This window comes from Cellulosimicrobium sp. RS (assembly GCF_046159675.1).
In the GTDB taxonomy this organism is placed as follows: domain Bacteria; phylum Actinomycetota; class Actinomycetes; order Actinomycetales; family Cellulomonadaceae; genus Cellulosimicrobium; species Cellulosimicrobium funkei.
Genome location: NZ_JBJXVU010000006.1, coordinates 224,573 through 244,990 on the forward strand (window position 1 = coordinate 224,573; position 20,418 = coordinate 244,990).

At 74.3% G+C, this 20,418-nt stretch carries 17 protein-coding genes; 9 read left to right on the forward strand and 8 right to left on the reverse strand.

Translation table 11 applies throughout. The features are described 5' to 3' along the window. Positions 1 to 180: 180 nt before the first annotated feature. The 4 genes from ACI769_RS11390 to ACI769_RS11405 all read right to left on the reverse strand — a co-directional run bounded on the left by ACI769_RS11390 (position 181) and on the right by ACI769_RS11405 (position 5,723). The gene (locus ACI769_RS11390; protein ID WP_409141604.1) at positions 181 to 2,952 is read right to left on the reverse strand and encodes an FG-GAP-like repeat-containing protein; all 2,772 of its coding nucleotides are present in this window, start codon (positions 2,950 to 2,952) and stop codon (positions 181 to 183) included. A 91-nt stretch (positions 2,953 to 3,043) separates the two neighbouring features. Next, complete coding sequence (locus tag ACI769_RS11395; protein WP_034650607.1) at positions 3,044 to 4,030, reverse strand: Gfo/Idh/MocA family protein; 987 nt, start codon at positions 4,028 to 4,030, stop codon at positions 3,044 to 3,046. After that, a complete protein-coding gene (locus tag ACI769_RS11400; RefSeq protein ID WP_085387513.1) occupies positions 4,030 to 5,130 on the reverse strand; it encodes a DegT/DnrJ/EryC1/StrS aminotransferase family protein in 1,101 nt (366 codons plus the stop codon). The genes ACI769_RS11395 and ACI769_RS11400 overlap by 1 nt, the downstream gene beginning before the upstream one ends. Beyond that, positions 5,127 to 5,723, reverse strand: coding sequence for an acyltransferase (locus ACI769_RS11405; RefSeq protein WP_085387512.1), 597 nt, complete (start codon positions 5,721 to 5,723; stop codon positions 5,127 to 5,129). The genes ACI769_RS11400 and ACI769_RS11405 overlap by 4 nt, the downstream gene beginning before the upstream one ends. A 143-nt stretch (positions 5,724 to 5,866) precedes the next feature. Here ACI769_RS11405 and ACI769_RS11410 point away from each other — a divergent pair, with 143 nt between their 5' ends. From ACI769_RS11410 to ACI769_RS11425, 4 genes are all read left to right on the forward strand, one after another. Beyond that, the gene (locus tag ACI769_RS11410) at positions 5,867 to 6,583 is read left to right on the forward strand and encodes a glycosyltransferase family 2 protein (RefSeq protein WP_034650615.1); all 717 of its coding nucleotides are present in this window, start codon (positions 5,867 to 5,869) and stop codon (positions 6,581 to 6,583) included. Between the two features lie 12 nt (positions 6,584 to 6,595). After that, positions 6,596 to 7,024: a DUF2304 domain-containing protein gene (locus ACI769_RS11415; protein ID WP_051876380.1), complete on the forward strand. Its 429-nt coding sequence runs from the start codon at positions 6,596 to 6,598 to the stop codon at positions 7,022 to 7,024. Between the two features lie 69 nt (positions 7,025 to 7,093). Beyond that, positions 7,094 to 8,380 (forward strand): LCP family protein, encoded by a 1,287-nt coding sequence (locus ACI769_RS11420; RefSeq protein ID WP_081599807.1) that lies wholly within the window; start codon positions 7,094 to 7,096, stop codon positions 8,378 to 8,380. Between the two features lie 4 nt (positions 8,381 to 8,384). Then, positions 8,385 to 9,830 carry an LCP family protein gene (locus ACI769_RS11425; protein WP_409141605.1) on the forward strand — a complete coding sequence of 482 codons (1,446 nt, stop codon included), beginning with the start codon at positions 8,385 to 8,387 and terminating at the stop codon, positions 9,828 to 9,830. Between the two features lie 9 nt (positions 9,831 to 9,839). Here the strand turns inward: ACI769_RS11425 and purE are convergent, their stop codons facing one another. Together purE and ACI769_RS11435 are read right to left on the reverse strand one after the other, a co-directional pair. Continuing rightward, positions 9,840 to 10,379 carry a 5-(carboxyamino)imidazole ribonucleotide mutase gene (gene purE / locus ACI769_RS11430; RefSeq protein ID WP_085387509.1) on the reverse strand — a complete coding sequence of 180 codons (540 nt, stop codon included), beginning with the start codon at positions 10,377 to 10,379 and terminating at the stop codon, positions 9,840 to 9,842. Further along, positions 10,376 to 11,617, reverse strand: coding sequence for a 5-(carboxyamino)imidazole ribonucleotide synthase (locus ACI769_RS11435; protein ID WP_085387508.1), 1,242 nt, complete (start codon positions 11,615 to 11,617; stop codon positions 10,376 to 10,378). The genes purE and ACI769_RS11435 overlap by 4 nt, the downstream gene beginning before the upstream one ends. A 110-nt stretch (positions 11,618 to 11,727) precedes the next feature. On the opposite strand from ACI769_RS11435, the gene ACI769_RS11440 reads away from it, so the two are divergent. Further along, the gene (locus ACI769_RS11440) at positions 11,728 to 12,279 is read left to right on the forward strand and encodes a GtrA family protein (RefSeq protein ID WP_085387507.1); all 552 of its coding nucleotides are present in this window, start codon (positions 11,728 to 11,730) and stop codon (positions 12,277 to 12,279) included. 21 nt (positions 12,280 to 12,300) lie between these two features. On the opposite strand, the gene ACI769_RS11445 is transcribed toward ACI769_RS11440, so the two are convergent. Beyond that, positions 12,301 to 13,632 (reverse strand): ATP-binding protein, encoded by a 1,332-nt coding sequence (locus ACI769_RS11445; RefSeq protein ID WP_086150836.1) that lies wholly within the window; start codon positions 13,630 to 13,632, stop codon positions 12,301 to 12,303. A 43-nt stretch (positions 13,633 to 13,675) separates the two neighbouring features. Further along, positions 13,676 to 14,359, reverse strand: coding sequence for a response regulator transcription factor (locus ACI769_RS11450; RefSeq protein ID WP_031316534.1), 684 nt, complete (start codon positions 14,357 to 14,359; stop codon positions 13,676 to 13,678). A 104-nt stretch (positions 14,360 to 14,463) separates the two neighbouring features. Here ACI769_RS11450 and ACI769_RS11455 point away from each other — a divergent pair, with 104 nt between their 5' ends. The 4 genes from ACI769_RS11455 (at position 14,464) to ACI769_RS11470 (ending at position 20,401) form a co-directional block, all read left to right on the forward strand. Next, the gene (locus ACI769_RS11455) at positions 14,464 to 16,035 is read left to right on the forward strand and encodes a sensor histidine kinase (RefSeq protein ID WP_144722727.1); all 1,572 of its coding nucleotides are present in this window, start codon (positions 14,464 to 14,466) and stop codon (positions 16,033 to 16,035) included. A gap of 42 nt (positions 16,036 to 16,077) precedes the next feature. Further along, positions 16,078 to 16,812, forward strand: a complete 735-nt coding sequence (locus ACI769_RS11460; RefSeq protein ID WP_051028602.1) for a response regulator transcription factor — start codon at positions 16,078 to 16,080, stop codon at positions 16,810 to 16,812. A gap of 218 nt (positions 16,813 to 17,030) precedes the next feature. After that, positions 17,031 to 17,843: an ABC transporter ATP-binding protein gene (locus ACI769_RS11465; protein ID WP_085387504.1), complete on the forward strand. Its 813-nt coding sequence runs from the start codon at positions 17,031 to 17,033 to the stop codon at positions 17,841 to 17,843. After that, positions 17,843 to 20,401, forward strand: a complete 2,559-nt coding sequence (locus ACI769_RS11470; protein WP_409141606.1) for an ABC transporter permease — start codon at positions 17,843 to 17,845, stop codon at positions 20,399 to 20,401. Before ACI769_RS11465 ends, ACI769_RS11470 begins: the two co-directional genes overlap by 1 nt. The last annotated feature ends 17 nt before the right edge of the window (positions 20,402 to 20,418 follow it).

Sequence of the window (20,418 nt, forward strand, 5' to 3'; positions counted from 1 at the left end):
CGCCGTCGGCGACGCCGGGACGGCTCCAGGCCGCGGGCTCGGCGAGGACGGCGCACGACCGCCCTGCCCCGGGCGAACCGTCGGCTGTCTACGCGAACCCTGCAGCCCCGGCACCGACCGCCGCGCGGCAGCGCCGTCCCGGGTCGTCCACGAGGACCCGGGACGGCGCACCGAGGACGGTCATGACGTCGCGGCGCCCTGGGGCACGCTCCCGAAGGGATAGCTCGCGAGGAAGCCGCCTCGGCCGTCCCCGGGGTAGAGCCGGACCGTGCCGTCAGCCGCCACGAGGGCGATGTCGGGCCGGCCGTCGCGGGTGGCGTCACCGACACCGATGATCGACGCCGCGCCGCCCCAGCCCTGACCGATCCTGCGCGGAGCGCCGAGCTGTCCGGCACCGTTGCCCTCGCGCAGGACGAGCGCGCCGCTCTCGCGCGTCACGACGTCGGGGACGCGGCCGGTCCACGCCCCGACGCTGACGAGCGTGTCGGCACCGGGGGCGGTGCCGATGACGAACGGTCGGCCGAAACCACCTCTGCCGTCGCCCGGGTAGACCCAGATCCGGCCGGAGCCCCGCTCGAGGCTGAGGAGCGCGGGACGGCCGTCCCCGGCGAAGTTGGGAGCGCCGACGATCGACACCATCCCGCTCCATCCGACACCGATCTGCGTGGCGGTCGGCGAGAAGGCGCCGTCGCCCGTGCCGGCGTGCAGGAACAGCCGCCCGTCGGACCCGCGCACCATCAGGTCGGGGCGCCCGTCACCGTTCCAGTCACCGGAGGGGACGACCGAGGCCCCCGCCCCGACACGCACCGAGGTGGGGAGGGTCGTGCCGAACCGGTCGTCCTTCGAGTACGGGTAGCGGCGCAGGTTTCCGGAGCGGTCGACCGGGTACACCTCGATGACGTCCCCCGACCGCGTCCCCACGACCGCGGAGAACGACTGCCAACCGTTCCCGATCTGGGTCCGCGCACCGAACGACCCCTGGCCGTCGCCGGGGTACCTCCACAGGAACCCGTCCCGGTCACGGGCGATCAGGTCGGCGTGCCCGTCACCGGACGCGTCCCCGACGCCGATCAGTGTCGTCATCGCGTTCCACCCCTGGCCCAGGCGCACGGTGCCGTTGAACCCGCCCCGCCCGTCGCCCCGGTAGGTCACGAGGCGGCCGGTCGCGTCGCGCGCGACGAGCGCCGGGCCCGAGCGGAGGTTCCCGATCATCGTGATGGCCGACATGCTCTGCCAGCCCCAGCCGATCTGCCGCGGGCTGCCGAAGCCACCGCGTCCGTTGTTGGGGTAGAGCCAGAGGCCTCCGTCGCTCGCTCGTCGCGCGAGCAGGTCGGGATAGCCGTTGCCGTCCCAGTCGAAGCCGCCGACGATCGCGTTCATCACGGACCAGCCCTCGCCGATCTGCCGGGGTGCTGCCCAGCCGTTCGCCGTGCGGGCCAGGAGGAAGAGCCGACCGCTCGCGTCGCGCCAGACGAGATCGCCGCGACCGTCCCGGTCCCAGTCACCGGCCGCGACGAGCGTGCGCCCGGCCCAGCCCGTGCTGACGGTGGTCGGCGCCTCCCACCCCCAGCCGCGGGGTGCCCGGAGCGAGACCGTCCCTCGCTGCTCGACGACGAGCTCGGGCAGGGCGTCGCCCGCGAGGCTCCGCGAGGTCGTCCGGAAGGGTGCCGAACCCTGGAGGGAAGCCGCCTTCGAGCGGAGCTCACCGAGCCGCGGGTACAGGTTCGCGCCCGGGCACGACGTCTGGCCGACGTCCCGGTGGCCGACGACGGCCGACATGGTGCGCCCGTCGATGCTCGCCGTCCCGTTCGCGCTGACGCCGTGGAGCGAGAGCTTCCAGGCGATCAGTCGCGACATCGCGTCCATCGCCGCGGCGGGGACGCCGACCTGGTCGTAGTTCCCCATGAGCGAGAGGCCGAACGTGTGCGAGTTCACGCCTGACGCGTGCGCGCCGACGATCGCGCGCTCCACCCCGCCCGCGCGTCCTTCCCAGATGCGACCGAACTTGTCGACGAGGAAGTTGTAGCCGATGTCGCCCCAGCCGCGGGACTGCGCGTGGTAGGTGTAGATGCCCCGGATGATCGACGGCACCTGCGCCGCGGTGTAGTTGTTGGAGCCGGCGGTGTGGTGCACCACGGCGCCGTTGACGCGGCCGACCTGCGGCGTCCAGGTCATGATCGACTCGTCGGCGCCCCACTGCGCGCGCGTGTTGATCGTCGGACGGGACACGGCGGCCGCCGCGAAGCCGTCGGGTTCGAAGGTGGTGCCGCCGGACGCGGACTCGTCGACGATCGCGGGCGGCGCGACGTCCGGCTCCTCCACGAGCCTCGTCGTCGCCACGGTCGGCTCCGCGTCCGCCTCCCCCGGCTCGATCACGACGAGGCGGATGTCCTGGGGCAGGCTGTCGGCGGCGCCGCGCACCGCGACCTCGACCTCGTCGACGTCCCCGACGAAGGCCGGCTCCGTGCCGTCGCGGAGCACGGTCGCGTCGGACCCGACCTGGTCCTCCGTCGGGTCGTCGGAGACGACCTCCTCCTGGTCGAGGACCGCCCACTCCGACCAGGTCTTGGCCGTGCGCGTCCGCAGCACCACGGTCGCACCGTCGGGTGCGGTGCCCTGCTCCCAGGTGACGCCGACCACCGCGAGGCCCGTCGTCTCGCCGGAGGTCGCGACGACCGTGCCGTCCTGCTCGGGAGCACCTGCCTCCGTGAACGGGGCGTCGGCGTCCGTGGGCGCGTCCAGCGCCTGGGGGCTCTCGTCCACGGCGAGCTCCGCGACGTCGGACTCGATCCCCTCACCGCCCTCCGGCGCCTCGAGCGAGGCGCGAGCGGGTGCCGCGGTGGCTGGTGCCGCCGTGGCGGGCGCGGCGGTCGCTGCCGTGAACGGCAGCGCGAGTACCGCGGCGCCCGCCACGAGGGATCGAAGTGACGTACCGAACCGATGCGACTGCATCGTTCCTCCCCTGTGGTCGAGATGTGTGCCTTGGGCACTCTCTCGTCACCGTACGTTCCCGGGAGAAAGTCCGCAGTGCGGGCGAGCAGGTTCAGAGGGTGATCATCGTGCCCGTACGGGACGAATCGAGCACCGCCTCCGCGACCTCGAGGGTGCGCAGCCCCTCCTCCATGGTCACGACGTCGTGGCGCAGCCCCAGCACCGCGTCGCGGAACGCCTCGTGCTCGACGCGGAGCGGCTCCCGCTTCGCGAAGGCGTACCGCGTGACGTCCCCCTCGGAGACGCCCCGGAAGGCCGAGACGGCCTCCCACTCCGTCGGGATGACCCCGTTGGCGTAGAAGGTGAGGTCGGCGGTCCCCGTGTCGGCGACGAACGCGCCGCGCTCGCCGGTGACGATGGTGACGCGCTCCTTCATCGGCGAGAGCCAGTTGACGACGTGGTTCGTCACGACGCCGTTCTCGAGACGTCCGGTCACCGTGACCATGTCCTCGTGAGGACGGCCGCTGCGGTGGGTCGTCTGCGCCGCGACCGACTGGAACGGGCTCTGGGCGACCCAGGCCGTGAGGTCGATGTCGTGGGTCCCGAGGTCCTTGACGACCCCGACGTCGGCGATGCGCGCGGGGAAGGGGCCCTGGCGGCGGGTCGCGATCTGGTACACCTCGCCGAGCTCGCCCGCCTCCGTGCGGCGGCGGAGCTCCTGGAGCGCGGGGTTGAAGCGCTCGATGTGCCCGACGGCGCCCACCAGGCCGGCCTCCGCGAACGCTTGGGCGACCTTCCGGCCGGCCTCGCTCGTGGCGGCGATGGGCTTCTCGACGAGCGTGTGGACGCCGGCGGCGGCGAGGGCGAGCGCCACGTCCTCGTGGAAGACGGTGGGCACCGCGACGACGGCCATCTGGATCCCGGCGGCGATCAGCGCGTCGACGTCGGGGAGGACGTCGAGGTCACCCGACACGCCGTAGGGGTCGCCGCCCGGGTCGGCGACGGCCACGAGGTCGACGCCGTCGATCTCGCGGAGCACCCGGGCGTGGTGCCGACCCATGGCACCGAGGCCGATGAGGCCTGCGCGGAGGTCGGCCATCACGCACCTGCCTTCACGACGGTGTTGACCGCGGTGACGATGCGGTCGAGGTCGGCCTGGGTGAGCGACGGGTGCACCGGCAGGGAGATCACCTGCTGCGCCGCGATCTCGGTCTCGGGCAGGTCGAGGCCCGGCGCGAAGTGCCGCAGGCTCTCGAGACGGTGGTTGGGGATCGGGTAGTAGACGCCCGAGCCCACGCCGTGCTCCTCGCGCAGCGCGGTCACCACGCCGTCGCGGTCGTCGGCGACCCGGATCGTGTACTGGTGGTAGACGTGCACCGCCCCGTCGGCGACGGGCGGCGTGACGACGCCCTCGAGGTTCTCGGTGAGGAACGCCGCGTTGCGCTGACGGTCCGCGGTCCAGCCCTGGACCTTGGTGAGCTGCACCCGGCCGATCGCCGCGTGGACGTCGGTCATGCGGGCGTTGAAGCCGACGACCTCGTTCGCGTACTGGCGCTCCATGCCCTGGTTGCGCAGCAGCCGGACGTTGCGGGCGACCTCGTCGGTCGCGCAGGACACCATGCCGCCCTCGCCCGACGTCATGTTCTTCGTCGGGTAGAGGCTGAACATCGCGAACGTGCCGAACGAGCCGACCGGACGGCCGTCGAGCGTCGCGCCGTGCGCCTGGGCCGCGTCCTCGAAGAGCAGCAGACCGTGCTCCTCGGCGATCGCTCCGAGCGCCGTCATGTCCGCCGGGTGACCGTAGAGGTGCACCGGCATGATCGCCTTCGTGCGCTCGGTGATCGCGGCGCGCACCGCGTCGGGCGACAGGCAGAAGTGGTCCGCCTCGATGTCCGCGAACACCGGCGTCGCGCCGGTCAGCGCGACCGAGTTCGCGGTCGCCGCGAACGTGAACGACGGGACGATCACCTCGTCGCCCGGGCCGATGCCCGCGGCGAGGAGGCCCAGGTGGAGGCCGGAGGTCCCGGAGTTGACCGCGACGCACGTGCGCCCGCCGACGAGCACGTCGGCGAACTCCTGCTCGAAGGCGGCGACCTCCGGGCCCTGGGCGATCATCCCGCTGCGCAGCACGCGGTCCACGGCCGCTCGCTCGTCGTCCCCGACGATCGGCTTCGCCGCGGGGATCAGTGTCTGGCTCATTCGGCCGCAACCTCTCTGATGGTGTCGTCGTTCTCTTCGTAGCGGGCCCCCGTCACCGGGCACACCCAGTGCTCGCCGTCGCGCTCCAACGGTCGGCCTGCTCGTCCGACCCAGCCGACCCGTCGCGCGGGAACCCCGACGACGATGGCGTGGTCCGGGACGTCCTTGGTGACGACGGCGCCGGCGGCCACGGTCGCCCAGGCGCCGATCGTGACGGGGGCGACGCACACGGCGCGCGCACCGATCGCTGCCCCCTCGCCGATCGTCACGCCGACGGCGTGCCAGTCGTCCGCGCTCTTCAGCGTGCCGTCGGGGTTCACGGCGCGCGGGTAGGTGTCGTTCGTCAGCACCACGGCGGGACCGATGAAGACGCCGTCCGCGAGCGTCGCCGGCTCGTACACGAGGGCGTAGTTCTGCACCTTGCAGTTCCGGCCCATCTGCACGCCGGTGCCGATGTAGGCGCCTCGTCCGACGACGCACGACTCCCCCATCGACACCCCCTCGCGCACCTGGGCGAGGTGCCAGATCTGGCTGCCGTCGCCGATCGCGGCACTCTCGGCGACGTCGGCGCTGGGTGCGATGCGCACACTCATGATGGGAGGAGCTCCTCGCTCTCGACAGCAGTGGGCGGGCTCACTCTAACCGCGGCACCGCACCGGCCAGCCTACCGACGCGGTCGGCACGGGACGACTGACCTTCGTCCTGACCTCGCTCCGGATGCTGCAAGAATGAGGGCATGGACTTTTCGGACGCGGCGACGGACGGTCGCGCGCCCACCCGCACCGTCACCGACGACGTCTGGCTCGTGATCCCGCTCTACAACGAGGACGCGGTGGTCGGCGACGTCGTCGCCGAGGCGCGCAAGACCTTCCCGAACGTCGTCTGCGTCGACGACGGCAGCACGGACGACTCCGCGGAGCGCGCGCGAGAGGCGGGCGCCGTCGTGGTCCGCCACGCGGTGAACCTCGGCCAGGGCGCCGCGCTCCAGACCGGCATCGAGTACGCGCGGGCGCAGGAGGGCGCGCGGTACCTCGTGACGTTCGACGCGGACGGCCAGCACCAGGTCGAGGACGCGCTCGCGATGGTGGAGCTCGCGCGCGCCGAGGACGTGGCGATCGTGTTCGGCTCGCGCTTCCTCGACGACCGCACGAGGCCGGGGCTCCTCAAGCGCCTCGTCCTGCGGACGGCGGTGTGGTTCACCAACCAGAGCACCGGGCTGCGGCTCACCGACGCGCACAACGGCCTGCGGGTCATCCGCGTGGACGCGGCGCGGCACGTCGACCTTCGCCAGGACCGGATGGCCCACGCGAGCGAGATCGTCCTCCAGCTCGGCCGGACGCGGCTGCCGTGGCGGGAGCACCCGGTCCACGTCCTGTACACGGACTACTCCAAGGCCAAGGGCCAGTCGCTCTGGAACTCGGTCAACATCCTCGTCGACCTCGTCTTCAAGTAGCAGGGATCGGTCATGCTCATCCAGGTCATCCTCGTCGCCGCGGTCGTCGTGGTGACCGTGCTGCTCACCCGGTCGACCGCGAACGCCCGGCACCAGGCGATCCGTCGGCTGCTGCTCGTCGCGTTCGTCATCGGCGCGGTCCTCGCGATCCTCTTCCCGGAGTGGCTCACCTTCGTCGCCAACCTGCTCGACGTCGGGCGAGGCACCGACCTGCTGCTCTACGCGCTGGTGATCGCGTTCGTCAGCTTCATCGCGACGAGCCACCGGCGCACGAACCAGCTCGAGCGGAAGATCACCGTGCTCACGCGCGAGCTCGGCCTGGCCGAGGCCACGCTCGAGCGCGTCGACGACTCGGTCGGCCAGCTCGAGCACGACGAGACCGCGCGGACCGCCACGATCGACGACGGCGCGGTGCCCACGCGTCCCCGGTCGGAACCGTAGGTTCCACAACTCCTCCACGCCGCGAGCCCCGTGCACGCGCCAGCGCGTCGCGGCGTCCGCCTATGCTCGATGCCCGTGACCCCACGCTCCCGCGCCCAGAACCGCAGCGCCGCGGCCTCCCGGCCGTCGCGCGGTCCTGCGCACGCGAGACGGCAGCGCACCCACCGGGTCGCGCGCTCGGTGGGCCTCGTCGCCACGGCCGTCCTCGCGTTCGGCGCGGTCGGCGGCGCCTCGGCGCTGTCGAACATCCAGGGCAACATCACGTCGTCGAGCGCGCTCGACCTGCTCGACGACCGTCCCGCGCAGACCACCCCGGACCCGAGCGACCCGAACGCCGGGAAGCCCCTCAACATCCTCGTGATGGGGTCCGACGCGCGCGGCGGGGAGAACGGCCACGAGGTCGAGGGCGTCGAGGGCATGCGCTCGGACACGACGATCCTCGTGCACGTGTCCGCCGACCGCTCGCGCGTGGAGATGATCTCGATCCCGCGCGACTCGCGCGTCGACGTCCCGGCGTGCAACACGACGAGCGGGAAGACGACCGCCCCCGCCAACACCCGCTTCAACGCGGCCTTCGCCAACGGGGCGACCGTCGGCGGCGACGTGGACTCCGCCGCCGCGTGCACCATGCAGACCGTCGAGAGCCTCACCGACGTCTACGTCGACGGTTTCGTCGTCGTCGACTTCGCGGGCTTCCAGAACATGGTGTCCGCGATCGGCGGGGTGCGCATGTGCATCCCCGAGGCGATCGACTCCCCCAAGGCGGACCTGAAGCTCGCCGCGGGGTGGCAGACGCTCGACGGTGCCCAGGCGCTCGGCTTCGCGCGCGCCCGGTACGGGGTGGGCGACGGGTCGGACCTCAGCCGCATCGGCCGGCAGCAGCAGCTCCTCGCCGCGACGGTCAACCAGGTGCTGTCGAAGAACGTGCTCTCGGACCTCGGCCAGATCTACGGTTTCGTCGACGCGGGCACCAGGTCGCTGACGACGAGCGACAACCTCTCGTCGATCCCGAGCCTCGCCGGGCTCGCCTTCAGCCTCCGGGGCGCGACGAGTGGCAACATCACCTTCATGACCGTTCCCAACGCGCCGGACCCGCGGGACCCCGACGCGAAGGTCGTCTGGACCTCGGAGGCCGACGAGCTGTGGGCGAAGGTGCGCGCGGACGAGCCGATCGTGACGCCCGCCCCCGCGGCCGACCAGCCGGCGGACGACGCCGCGACCGACGCGCCACCGGCGAGCGAGGGCGACGACGCCCCGGTGCCGGACACCGCCTCGGACGAGCCCGCGCCGGTGCAGACGAAGGAAGCCGGCAAGGAGGCGTTCTCCGCCGCCGACGAGACCGCGCAGTGCGGGTGATCCCATGACCGACTCCCGCGATCCCCGGTCGCTGCCCCCGAGCTTCACGCCCCAGGGCGGTCGCTCGCCTCGGCCTACGTCGGCCGACGACGCGATCGCCGTCGGGAACAGCGGTCGCCCCCGTCCGCCGGCCCGGCCCGTGCCCGACGACGCCGTCCGGGCCGAGCCACGCATCCGGCGCCAGTCGTCGCGCGAGATCCCCGTGACCCCGGCCCGCCAGGGCACGCCGCCGCCGGCGCCGCCCGCGGGGCGCGCACGACCTCGGAGCGAGCCCGTGGCCTCGGCGCTGCCCCCGTCCGTCGCGCCGGCGCGGTCGCCCGAGCGCTCGGCTCCCGCTCGCGTCTCGTCGTCCCCGCACGCGAGCGCGCGCGCCGCGACCGCGACCGCGGGACGTCGACCCACCGCGGCACCTCGCCCGCGCCCGGCCGGCCCCGGCGGCCCGGGCAGCGGACGCCCACCCACCGCCACCGGGGCGTCCCGTCCGGGCGGCGGCTTCCGCGTCCGCAAGGGCCGCATCGTCGGGCTCGTCGCCGGCGTCGTCATCGTCGCGCTCCTCGCCTGGCCCGTCGGCCTCCTCATCTGGGCCAACGGCAAGATCCAGCACGTCGAGGCGCTCTCCGGCGCTCCCGGCACCGCGGGCAACACCTACCTGCTCGCCGGGTCGGACGCGCGGGGGGACGGCATCAGCGAGGACGGCACCGAGGGCGCCCGCACCGACACGATCATGGTCCTCCACGCGCCGCCGAGCGGCCCGGTCGCCCTCATCAGCCTGCCGCGCGACACGTACGCGGAGATCCCGGGCAACGGGTCGAGCAAGCTCAACTCGGCGTACTCCTGGGGCGGCCCGGCGCTGCTCGTGCAGACCGTCGAGCAGCTCACCGGCCTCACGGTCGACCACTACGTCGAGGTCGGGTTCGGCGGTGTCGAGGGGATCGTGGACGCCGTCGGCGGCGTCGAGCTGTGCCTCGACTACGACGTCGACGACCCGAAGAGCGAGCTCGTCTGGACGGCAGGCTGCCACGTGGCCGACGGGCACACCGCGCTCGCCTTCTCGCGTATGCGGTACTCCGACCCGCAGGGCGACATCGGACGGGCCGAGCGCCAGCGCCAGGTCGTCGGCGCGATCAGCTCGCAGGCGGCGAACCCCAGCATCCTCTTCCGCCCGGGCGACCAGGTCTCGTTGCTCGACTCCGGGCTGGGTGCCCTCACCGTGGACGAGAAGACCGGCATCGTGGACCTCGGCAAGCTCGCGCTCGCCTTCCGCAAGGCCAACGGGCCGGACGGCATCACCGGCACCCCGCCGATCTCGAACCCCGACTTCCGCCCCGGCGGGAACCTCGGGTCGACCGTGCAGCTCGACCCCGAGACGGTCGGCCAGTTCTGGGTCGACATCCGGGACGGCAACCTCGCGCCCGGTCAGGTGGGCGGCCTCCCGCAACCGACGGGCTGACGCCTCGGCTCAGGCGCCGAAGCCGGTGCGCTGCTCGCCGGCGCGCGACGCGCGCAGCCGGCCACCCTTGGCACGCGCCTGCTCCCCCAGGTCCGCCTGGAAGGCGACCATGCGCTCGCGCAGCCGCGCGGCGTCGTCGTCGGTGCCCGCGGCGAGGATGCGCGCGGCGAGCAGGCCCGCGTTGCGCGCGCCGCCGACCGACACCGTCGCGACGGGGACGCCCGCGGGCATCTGCACGATCGACAGCAGCGAGTCCATGCCGTCGAGGTGGCGCAGCGGCACGGGGACGCCGATGACGGGCAGGGGCGTGACGGCGGCGAGCATGCCCGGCAGGTGGGCCGCTCCCCCGGCGCCCGCGACGATCACGCGCAGGCCGCGCTCCGCGGCGGTGCGGCCGTAGTCGATCATCTCGACGGGCATCCGGTGGGCGGAGACGACGTCGACCTCGACGGGCACGTCGAACTCGGCCAGCGCGTCGGCGGCGGCCTCCATGACGGGCCAGTCGGAGTCCGACCCCATGACGATGCCGACGACAGGGTTCTGGCTCATGCGCGCTCCTCGTTCGGGTCGGTCGCGGGGCGCTCGCCCCGCAGGGTCGCGGCGGCGGCCAGGGCCCGACGCCGGACGTCGTCCAGGTCGTCGCCGCTCACGTTGACGTGGCCGAGCTTGCGCCCGGGACGCACGCCCTTGCCGTAGAGGTTGACCCGGGCGTCGGGGAACGCGGCGAGGACGTCGGGCAGCGCGTCGGTGAGCTCGTCGAGGGTCGAGCCGAGGACGTTCGCCATCACGGTCCAGCGCGCGGTCGCCGCGGTGTCGCCGAGCGGGAGGTCGAGCACGGCGCGCAGGTGCTGCTCGAACTGGCTCGTCACCGCGCCGTCGATCGTCCAGTGGCCGGAGTTGTGGGGGCGCATCGCGAGCTCGTTGACCAGCACGCGCGGGCCCTCCTCCCCCGGGACTTCGAACATCTCGACCGCGAGCACCCCCGTGACGCCGAGCCCCTCGGCGATCCGCACGGCGGCGTCGCGTGCGCGCTCCGCCTCGGCGTCGGTGAGGCCGGGCGCGGGCGCGATCACCTCGGCGCACACGCCGTCGCGCTGGATCGACTCCACGACGGGCCAGGTACGCACCTCGCCCCGCCCGTCCGCGCCGCCGCTCGGGCGCCGGGCGACGAGCACGGCGAGCTCGCGCGTGAACGGGACCTTCTCCTCGACGAGGAGCTCGGGGCCGTCCGTCGCGGCCGACTCGATCCACTCCGCCACCTGCTCGGGGCCGCCCTCCGCGGCCGAGACCACGCGGACGCCCTTGCCGTCGTACCCGCCGCGCGCCGTCTTCACCACGGCCTCGCCCCCGACCTCGGCGAGGAAGTCGGTGAGCGCGGCCCGCGCCGCCGTCGGGTCCGTGGGGAGCGCGGCCCAGCGCGGGCACGGCACGCCGAGCTCGGTGAGCCGGCGGCGCATGACGATCTTGTCCTGGGCGTGGACGAGCGCGTCCGGGCCCGGGCGCACGGGCGTGCCGTGCTCGAGGAGGTCGGTGAGCAGCGCGTTCGGGACGTGCTCGTGCTCGAACGTCAGGACGTCCGCCGGGGCGGCGCCCGCGGGGGCGATGAGGGAGCGCACCGCGGCCTCGTCGGACGCGACGCCGACGGGCGCGTCCACGACGACCTGGGCCGCGGACGAGTCCGCGGCCTCCACGAGCACACGCAGGTGCACGCCGAGCTCTCCGGCCGCGGGGGCCATCATGCGTGCGAGCTGTCCTCCGCCGACCACGGCGATCACTGGGGCTGCCACGTGCACCCACCCTAGTGCCTGGCCGCGGGACGGCCCTCCTTCGACCGCCCGTCGGACGGACGGCGGACGGCACCCGGGCGGGGCCCAGGACCGGCCGGTAGCCTCGAGGGGTGGTGAACGACCTGGACCGGCGAGCGGAGACGTCCGCGACGTCCGGGTCGCGCCGCGAGCGCGTGCTGGCGCGGGTCCGCGAGCTCGCGAAGTTCGGGTCGGTCGGCGCGCTCGCGTACGTCGTCGACCTGGGCCTGTTCAACCTGCTGAGCTTCGGCCCGGGCGAGCTGCTCGGCCACAAGCCGCTCACCGCGAAGATCGTCTCCGTCGCCGTCGCGACGCTCGTGGCGTGGGTCGGCAACCGGTACTGGACGTTCTCGGACCGGCGCACGCAGTCGCGCGGGCGCGAGCTCGCGGCGTTCGTCGTCGTCAACGTGGGCGGCATGCTCATCGCCGTGGGGTGCCTCGCGATCTCGACGTACGCGCTCGGGCTGACGTCGCCGCTCGCCAAGAACGTCTCGGCGAACGTCGTGGGGCTCGCCCTGGGCACGGCGTTCCGCTACGTCGCGTACCGCCACCTCGTCTTCACGGGAGACCGCGCCGACGCCGCGACCCCGGCGAAGGCCGCGGACGGCGCGCCTCGCCCTCCTGCGGACGTGCGGACCGACTGAGCCGCACGCGTCCCGGAGGTGTCAGCCGCGTCGGCGCCGGCGTCGGCCACCGGCCGCGACGGCCGTCCCCGTCGGCAGCACGACGCGCGGGTCGAGGCGCCGCGGCACCCCCGCGAGGAAGAGCGCGAAGACCGCGGGCCGACGCTGCGCCAGCTCCAGGCGGCCGCCGTCGGACGCGGCGAGGTCCCGGGCGAGCGCGAGGCCGAGACCGGTCCCCGCGCCCGAGGTGACCTCACGCTCGAAGATGCGCGGCGCGAGGTCGTCGGGGACGCCCGCGCCCTCGTCGGACACCTCGGTGACGATGGCGCCGCTCGTGCCGGACGGGCGCGCGCGGACCGTCGTCGTGCCGCCGCCGTGCTTGAGCGAGTTCTCGATGAGCGTGGCCAACACCTGAGCGAGCGCGCCGGGCGTCGCGAGCACCTGGTACTCGGGCGGCACGTCGACGACGAGCCGGCGTCCCGCCTTGGCGAACGTCGGCACCCACTCCTCCTCCTGCTGGTGCACGACGTCGAGCAGGCTCACCGCCTCCGTCGTCCCGCCCTGCGCGCGCCGTGACGACGCGAGGAGGTCGTCGACGACCCCGACCAGCCGCTCGACCTGCTCGAGGGAGATCCGCGCCTCCTCCTGGACGGCCGGGTCGTCGGACGCGAGGGAGATCTCCTCGAGCCGCATGCTCAGGGCCGTGAGGGGCGTGCGGAGCTGGTGCGACGCGTCGGCCGCGAACTGACGCTCCGCGGCGAGCCGGCCCGCGAGCCGGTCGGAGCTGCGCGCGAGCTCGGCCGCGACGAGGTCGATCTCCTCGACGCCCGAGGGTTCGAGCCGTGGGCGCACCTGCCCCGAGCCGAGCTGCTCCGCCGACGCCGCGAGGTACACGAGCGGCGCGGCGATGCGGTTCGCCTGCCACACCGCCATCCCGATGCCCGCGGCGAACGCGACGATCGCCGCGGCCACGACGAGCAGCACGACCTGCGCGGCCTGGAGATAGGCGTCCCAGTAGGAGACGGTGAGGGTCACGAGCGCGCCCGAGTCGGAGTGCAGGGGCTGCTCGATCTCGCGGCCGGTGACCTCGTCGCCCGCCGTGAGCACCGTGCCGTCGGGCAGCGCGACGTAGACGTGCGCCGGCGGGTCGCTCGCGCGCGGCTGGACCGCGTCCTCGATGACGTAGTCGGGGATCTCGTCGCCCGCCGCGAGGCGCGCGTCGATGGACCGGGAGAGGCGCTCCACGCGCGAGGAGACGTCGTCGACCTCGCCCTGGAGTACGAACCGGGCGCCGTAGAAGGCGAGGGGGAACCCGAGGAGGATCACGGCGACGGCCACGGCCGCCACCGTCGCCTGCAGCATCCGACGCCGCACGCTGCTCCTCGCTCCCCGTGTCCCTCGTCCCGTCAGGGGACGGTCAGCTCTCGCCGGTCTCGAAGCGGAAGCCGAGGCCCCGGACGGTCGAGATGTAGCGCGGCGCGTTGGCGTCGTCACCGAGCTTGCGACGCAGCCACGACACGTGCATGTCGAGCGTCTTCGTCGAGCCGACGGGCTCCGAGCCCCACACGTCGCGCATCAGGGCGTCGCGGACGACGACCGAGCCCGCGCTCGCGACGAGCACGCGCAGCAGCTCGAACTCCTTGGTGGTCAGGTGGAGCTCGCGCTCGCCCTGGAACGCCCGGTGCGCGGAGACGTCGATGCGGACGTCCTGCGCCGCGAGCTCCTCCTCGTCGACCTGCTCGCCGTGCGAGCGCCGCAGGAGCGCCCGGACCCGGGCGAGGAGCTCCGCGAGGCGGAACGGCTTGGTGACGTAGTCGTCGGCGCCCGCGTCGAGCCCCACGACGAGGTCGACCTCGTCGGCGCGCGCGGTGAGCACGAGCACGGGCGTGGTCAGGCCCTTGTGACGGATCTCGCGTGCGACGTCGAGACCGTCCATGTCCGGAAGGCCCAGATCGAGCACCACGATGTCCGCACCGCTGGCCGAGTCGATCGCCCCTTGACCAGTTCCTTGGACGACGACGTTGTAACCCTCACGTGTCAGTGCGCGCGCCAAAGGTTCGGCAATCGCCGGGTCGTCCTCCGCTAGCAGTACGTGGGTCATTCGCTCATGCTAGGGCATCAGTACGACTTCGGTCCCATCGTGCCCGATGAACTCTGCGACCCTGGTCGGACGCCACGGGAGCGCCCCCTGCCTAGGCTGGACGCATGGGTTGGTACGAGCGCCTCGGGCAGTGGTCCGACGAGCACCGCTTCGGTGTGGACCTCACCGTCACGCTCGTCCTCGCGGTGGTGTTCGTGCCCGCGTCGGCGGCGTTCTCCGCGTCCGGCGCGAGCGGCGTCGGCACGAGCGGCGGCTGGGCCGCGTTCTGGGCCGTGCTGCTCCTCGCCCCGCTCCCCTGGCGACGCTCGCACCCGCTCGCGTCGGCGGTCACGGTGTACTCGGTCGCGCTCGTGCACCTGCTCGCGGGCTACCTCCTCATCTTCCCCGCCGACTTCGCCGTGCTCGTCGCGCTCTACTCGGTCACGGTCTACGGGCCGCGCTGGGCGCACCGCACCGCGATCGTCGCCTCGCTCGTCGGGGCGGTCGTCCTGGGCGTCGCGCTCGGGCTGCTGTCGGGCCGGCTCCAAGACCTCGCGCTCATGGTGTTCCTCACGTCCGCGTTCGGCGGCATGACGTTCCTCGCCGTCTGGGCGTTCGGCCTCGTGCGGCGGTCCCGGCGCGAGACGATCGCCGCGCTCGTCGACCGCGCCGAGCGCCTCGAGGTCGAGCGCGACCAGCAGGCCCAGATCGCGACCGCCGCCGAGCGGGCGCGCATCGCCCGCGAGATGCACGACATCGTGGCCCACTCGCTGTCCGTCATCATCGCCCAGGCCGACGGCGGCCGGTACGCCGCCGCCCACGACCCCGACGCCGCGGCCCGCGCGCTCGCGACCGTCTCGGAGACGGGCCGCACCGCCCTGGCCGACATGCGTCGTCTGCTCGGCGTGCTGCGGTCCGAGCCGCCGCGCCCGCCCGCGCCGGGGGCCGCCGTCGGGCCCGGGGGCACCCTGGCGCTGCCCGCGGGGCGCGGCGGCGTCCTCGGCCCGGGCTCGCCGTCCGGACCCGGTGCGGCCACGCAGCAGCTCCCGGGGAACCCCCCGCCGGCCGCCCTCGAGCGCGCGCCGCAGCCCGACGCCGCCGACCTCGAGAGCCTCGTCGCCCAGGTGCGCGACAGCGGGATGCGCGTGTCGTTCGTGCGCGTGGGCGAGGCGCGCACCCTGCCGCCCGGGGCCGGGCTCACGGTCTACCGCGTCTGCCAGGAGGCGCTCACCAACGTCCTCAAGCACGCGGGACCGGACCCGGAGGTCACGGTCGTCGTGCGCTGGGGCGCCACGACCCTCGACCTCGAGGTCGAGGACGACGGCCGGGGCGCCTCCAGCGCGGCGGAGGCCCGGCAGGACGCCCGCTCCGGCGGCTACGGCGTGCTCGGGATGCGCGAGCGGGCCGCGCTCTTCGGCGGGTCCGTCCAGGTGGGGCCGCGCGCGGGCGGCGGGTTCCGCGTGCACCTGCGCCTGCCCGTGCCGCCGGTCCCCGGTCGCGCGCCCGTGCCGCCCGGCCCCGTGCCGTCGGGACCTGCGCCGTCGGGACCTGTGCCGCCGGGCCCCGCGCCGTCTGGCCCCGTGCCGTCGGGGCCCGCGCTGCCGGGCAGGTCGGGACCGTCGGGCAGGATGGGACCGGGCAGGACGGCCACCGGACCGGCGCCGGGCCTGTTCGCCCCGCCCCCGCCGCCCCCCTGACCCGCGCGCGAGCCCTCCGACCGGACCGACCGACAGGACACCATGACCGACGCCCTCCCCGTGCCCGGCGACGCGTACGCCGCCGAGCCGCACGCCCCCGTGCGCATCGCGCTCGTCGACGACCAGCAGCTCGTGCGCGCGGGCTTCCGCATGGTGATCGACTCCCAGCCCGACCTCACGGTCGCCGTCGAGGCGGGCGACGGGCTCCAGGCGCTGCGCCTGCTCGCGGACCACCCGGTCGACGTCGTGCTCATGGACGTGCGCATGCCGCACCTCGACGGGCTCCAGACGACGGCCCGCCTCACGGCCGCGGCGGCCGACGGCGCGCACGCCCCCAAGGTCATCGTCCTCACGACGTTCGACCTCGACGAGTACGTGCTGGAGGCCATCCGCTCGGGCGCGAGCGGCTTCCTGCTCAAGGACGCGCCGCCCGAGGAGATGCTGGCCGCGATCCGCACGGTGCACCGCGGTGACGCGGTCATCGCGCCGTCGTCCACGCGGCGCCTGCTCGAGCACCTCGTGACGGCGCTGCCCGCCGAGCAGGTCCAGGACTCGCCCGCGCACGCGGCCGTCGAGGGCCTCACCGAGCGCGAGCGCGAGGTGCTCGTGCTCATGGCGCGCGGCCGCTCCAACACCGAGATCGCGAGCGACCTGTTCGTCGCCGAGGCGACGGTCAAGACGCACGTCGGGCGCATCCTCGCCAAGCTCGGCGCACGCGACCGCGTGCAGGCCGTCGTGACGGCCTACGAGACGGGGCTCGTGCGCCCCGGCGCCTGACCCGCTCCGCCCGCGCCCCACCGGTCCCCGACCGGTGGGGCGTCGTCGTGTCCACCCTGGGCGGGGCACTCCTACGACCAGAGGATGACCCGGCCCGCGGCCATGACCCGACCGTCGCCGGACGCGGCGGGCCGGGCCCTCTCCGTAGCGTCGTCCACGATCCCGACGCACGCCCGTGACCACCGGTCCGCGTGCGGCACGACGAACCAGGAGACGACGTGGACACGACCGTGTACCGACCCACCGACCCGGCCCCCGCCGGCCCGCCCGCGGTGCGGGCCCGCACGCTGCGCAAGACCTACGGCACGGGCGAGGCGGCGGTGCACGCGCTCGACGGCGTCGACGTGGACTTCGAGCGCGGGCACTTCACGGCCATCATGGGGCCGTCGGGCTCGGGCAAGTCGACGCTCATGCACCTGCTCGCGGGCCTCGACACCGCGACGAGCGGGCACGCCTTCATCGGGGACACCGAGGTCACTGGGCTCAACGACAGCGCGCTCACGCAGCTGCGCCGCGACCGCGTGGGCTTCGTGTTCCAGTCGTTCAACCTCCTGCCGATGTTCACGGCGGAGCAGAACATCACGCTCCCCGTGGAGCTCGCGGGCGGCAAGGTGGACCGTGCGTGGTTCGAGACGCTCGTGCGCACGCTCGGCCTCGAGGCGCGCCTGAGCCACCGTCCGAGCGAGCTGTCCGGCGGGCAGCAGCAGCGCGTCGCCATCGCGCGCGCCCTCATCGCCGGCCCGGAGGTCGTGTTCGCCGACGAGCCGACGGGCAACCTCGACTCGCGCTCGGGCGCGGAGGTGCTGAGCTTCCTGCGCCGCTCGGTGCGCGAGCTCGGCCGCACGATCATCATGGTCACGCACGACCCGACGGCCGCGGCCTACGCGGACCGCGTCGTGCTCATCGCCGACGGGCGCATCGCGGGCGACATCACGGACCCGACGCCGGAGTCGGTGCTCGCAGGGCTCGACGCGCTCCGCACGCTCGACGCCGGCACCGACGGCCCCGCCCCGCAGGCGGTGCGCGCCTGATGTTCCGGCTCACCCTGGCGCAGATGCGCCGCAGCATCGGCCGCCTCGTCGCGGCCGGCGTCGCGATCGTCATCGGGACGGCCTTCGTCACGGCGACGCTCATCGCGGGCAACGTCATCACCCAGACCACGAACGACTCGATCGCCGCGCAGTACGCGGACGCCGACCTCGTCGTGTCCGTCCCGGACGACCTCACGGCGCCCGACGTCGAGGCCCTGCGCTCCGTGCCCGGCGTCGAGGCCGTCGACGCCACGGCGTTCACCTACCTCGACCTCTCGCACGGTGCGAAGCGCGTGTTCCAGCTCGGCGTCCCGGCGCCGTCCGACCCGCGCTTCGAGGCGCTCGAGGTCGTCGAGGGCTCGATGCCCACCGCGTCGGGCCAGGTCTCGCTGCCCACCGCCGTGGCCGAGCGCCTCGGCGTCGGGATCGGCGACACCGTCACGAGCTCGCGCAACGTGTGGGACGAGACCGCGCCCGACGGCGGCGACTACACGGAGGTCCGCGACGAGCTGACCGTCGTCGGGACGACCGACGACCCGTACGGCGCGTACGCCCAGATGGGCGGCGCCGTCGTCGTCCCGGCCGAGGACGTCGCCGCCTGGGAGGCCGCACAGGCCACGCCCGACGACCCGGCCCGCACCTACTCGTCGGCGATGGTGGCCCTCGCGCCCGCCACGGACCTCGAGACGGCGCGCGCCGAGCTCGTCGCCGCCTCGCCGGACGGGGCGAAGGCCGTCACGCCGGACGAGCACGCGCAGGAGCAGGCGCGCAAGATGACCGGCGACCAGGACGTCTTCACGTACGTCATCCTCTCGTTCGCCGCCGTCGCGCTGCTCGTCGCCGCGCTCGTCATCGCGAACACGTTCCAGGTCCTCGTCGCGCAGCGCACGCGCACCCTCGCGCTCCTGCGGGCGGTCGGCGCGAACAAGTCGCAGCTCGCCCGGTCCGTCCTCACCGAGGCGACGATCCTCGGCGTCGTGTCGTCGCTCGCCGGCATCGTCCTGGGCGGCCTGCTCACGCAGATCGCGCTCCTCGTGGCGCGCGGCGCCGACCTGGGCGTCCCGGTCCCCGCGACCATCACGGTCACGCCCGTGGTGGTGCTCGTGCCGCTCGTGGTCGGCACGCTCGTGACGGTCGTCGCGTCGCTCGCCCCCGCTCGCGCCGCGACCCGCGTCGCCCCGCTCGAGGCGCTGCGCCCGGCCGACGCGCCGAGCATCCTGCGCGGCGGCGGCCGCGTGCGGCTCGTCATCGCGTCCCTGCTCACGCTGGGCGGCGTCGCCGTCCTCGCGGGCGGGATCTGGCTCGGGCTCACCGACAAGCCCGAGATCGGGCTCCTCGCCGGGGTCGCCGGCGGCGCGCTGTCGTTCGTGGGCGTCCTCGTCGGAGCGGTCTACTGGTTGCCCGCCGTCGTGTCGTTCGTCGGCCGGCTGCTCGCGGGCACCGGGTCGACGGCGCGCCTCGCCACCGCGAACACGCTGCGCAACCCGCGCCGCACCACCGCGACGAGCACCGCGCTGCTCATCGGCGTCACGCTCGTCGCGATGATGTCGACCGGCGCCGCGAGCGCGCGCACCTCGCTCGACGCCGCGCTCGACGACCAGTACCCCGTCGACGTCATGGTCGCGACGGACGCGTACGGGTCGACCGGTGAGCCCGTGCCGTCCGACGTCGTGCGCGCCGTGTCCGGCACCGAGGGCGTGTCCCGCGTCGTCGAGCTGTACGCCGCGACGGTGACCATGCCGGACGGCACCGAGACGTCGTTCCACGGCGCCGACCCCGACGCCGCGCGCTCCGTGGTGCGGACGCCGGACGACCTCGCGGCCTTCGGGCCCGGGACGCTTCTCCTCTCGGAGGGCGAGGCGGAGAACTACGGCCTCGCGGACGGCGAGACCGCCGAGCTCACGGGCCCGACGGGCGAGACGCTCGACCTGACGGTCCGCACCGGGGGGATCGGCTCCGGCGGGCTGCTCACCGTCGACGACGCGCGTGCCGTCGACCCGACGAGCCTCATGTCCCGGCTGTGGGTCGGCCTCGACGACACCGGCGCCGCCGCGCAGGTGGTCCCTGCGATCCAGGACGCCGTCGTGGAGTCGGACACGCCCGTGGAGGTCGCCGGGATCGCCGTCGAGCGCGCGGCGATGCAGAGCGTCATCGACACGATCCTCGGGGTCATCGTCGGGCTGCTCGCGGTCGCGGTCGTCATCGCGCTCATCGGCGTGGCGAACACGCTCTCGCTCTCGGTCATCGAGCGGCGGCGCGAGTCCGCGACGCTCCGGGCGATCGGCCTCAGCCGCTCCCAGCTGCGCTGGATGCTCGCGATCGAGGGCATGCTCATCGCGGGCGTCGGGGCGGTCCTCGGGATCGTGCTGGGCGTCCTCTACGGGTGGGCCGGAGCGGCCACGGCGCTGAGCGTCATGGGTGACGTGTCGCTCGCCGTGCCGTGGCGCGACATCGCGCTCGTGCTCGTGGTCGCGCTCGTCGCGGGGCTCGTCGCCTCCGTCGTCCCCGGCCGCACCGCGGCCCGGACGTCGCCCGTCGCGGCGCTCGCCGTGGACTGAGCGACACGCCCCACCGG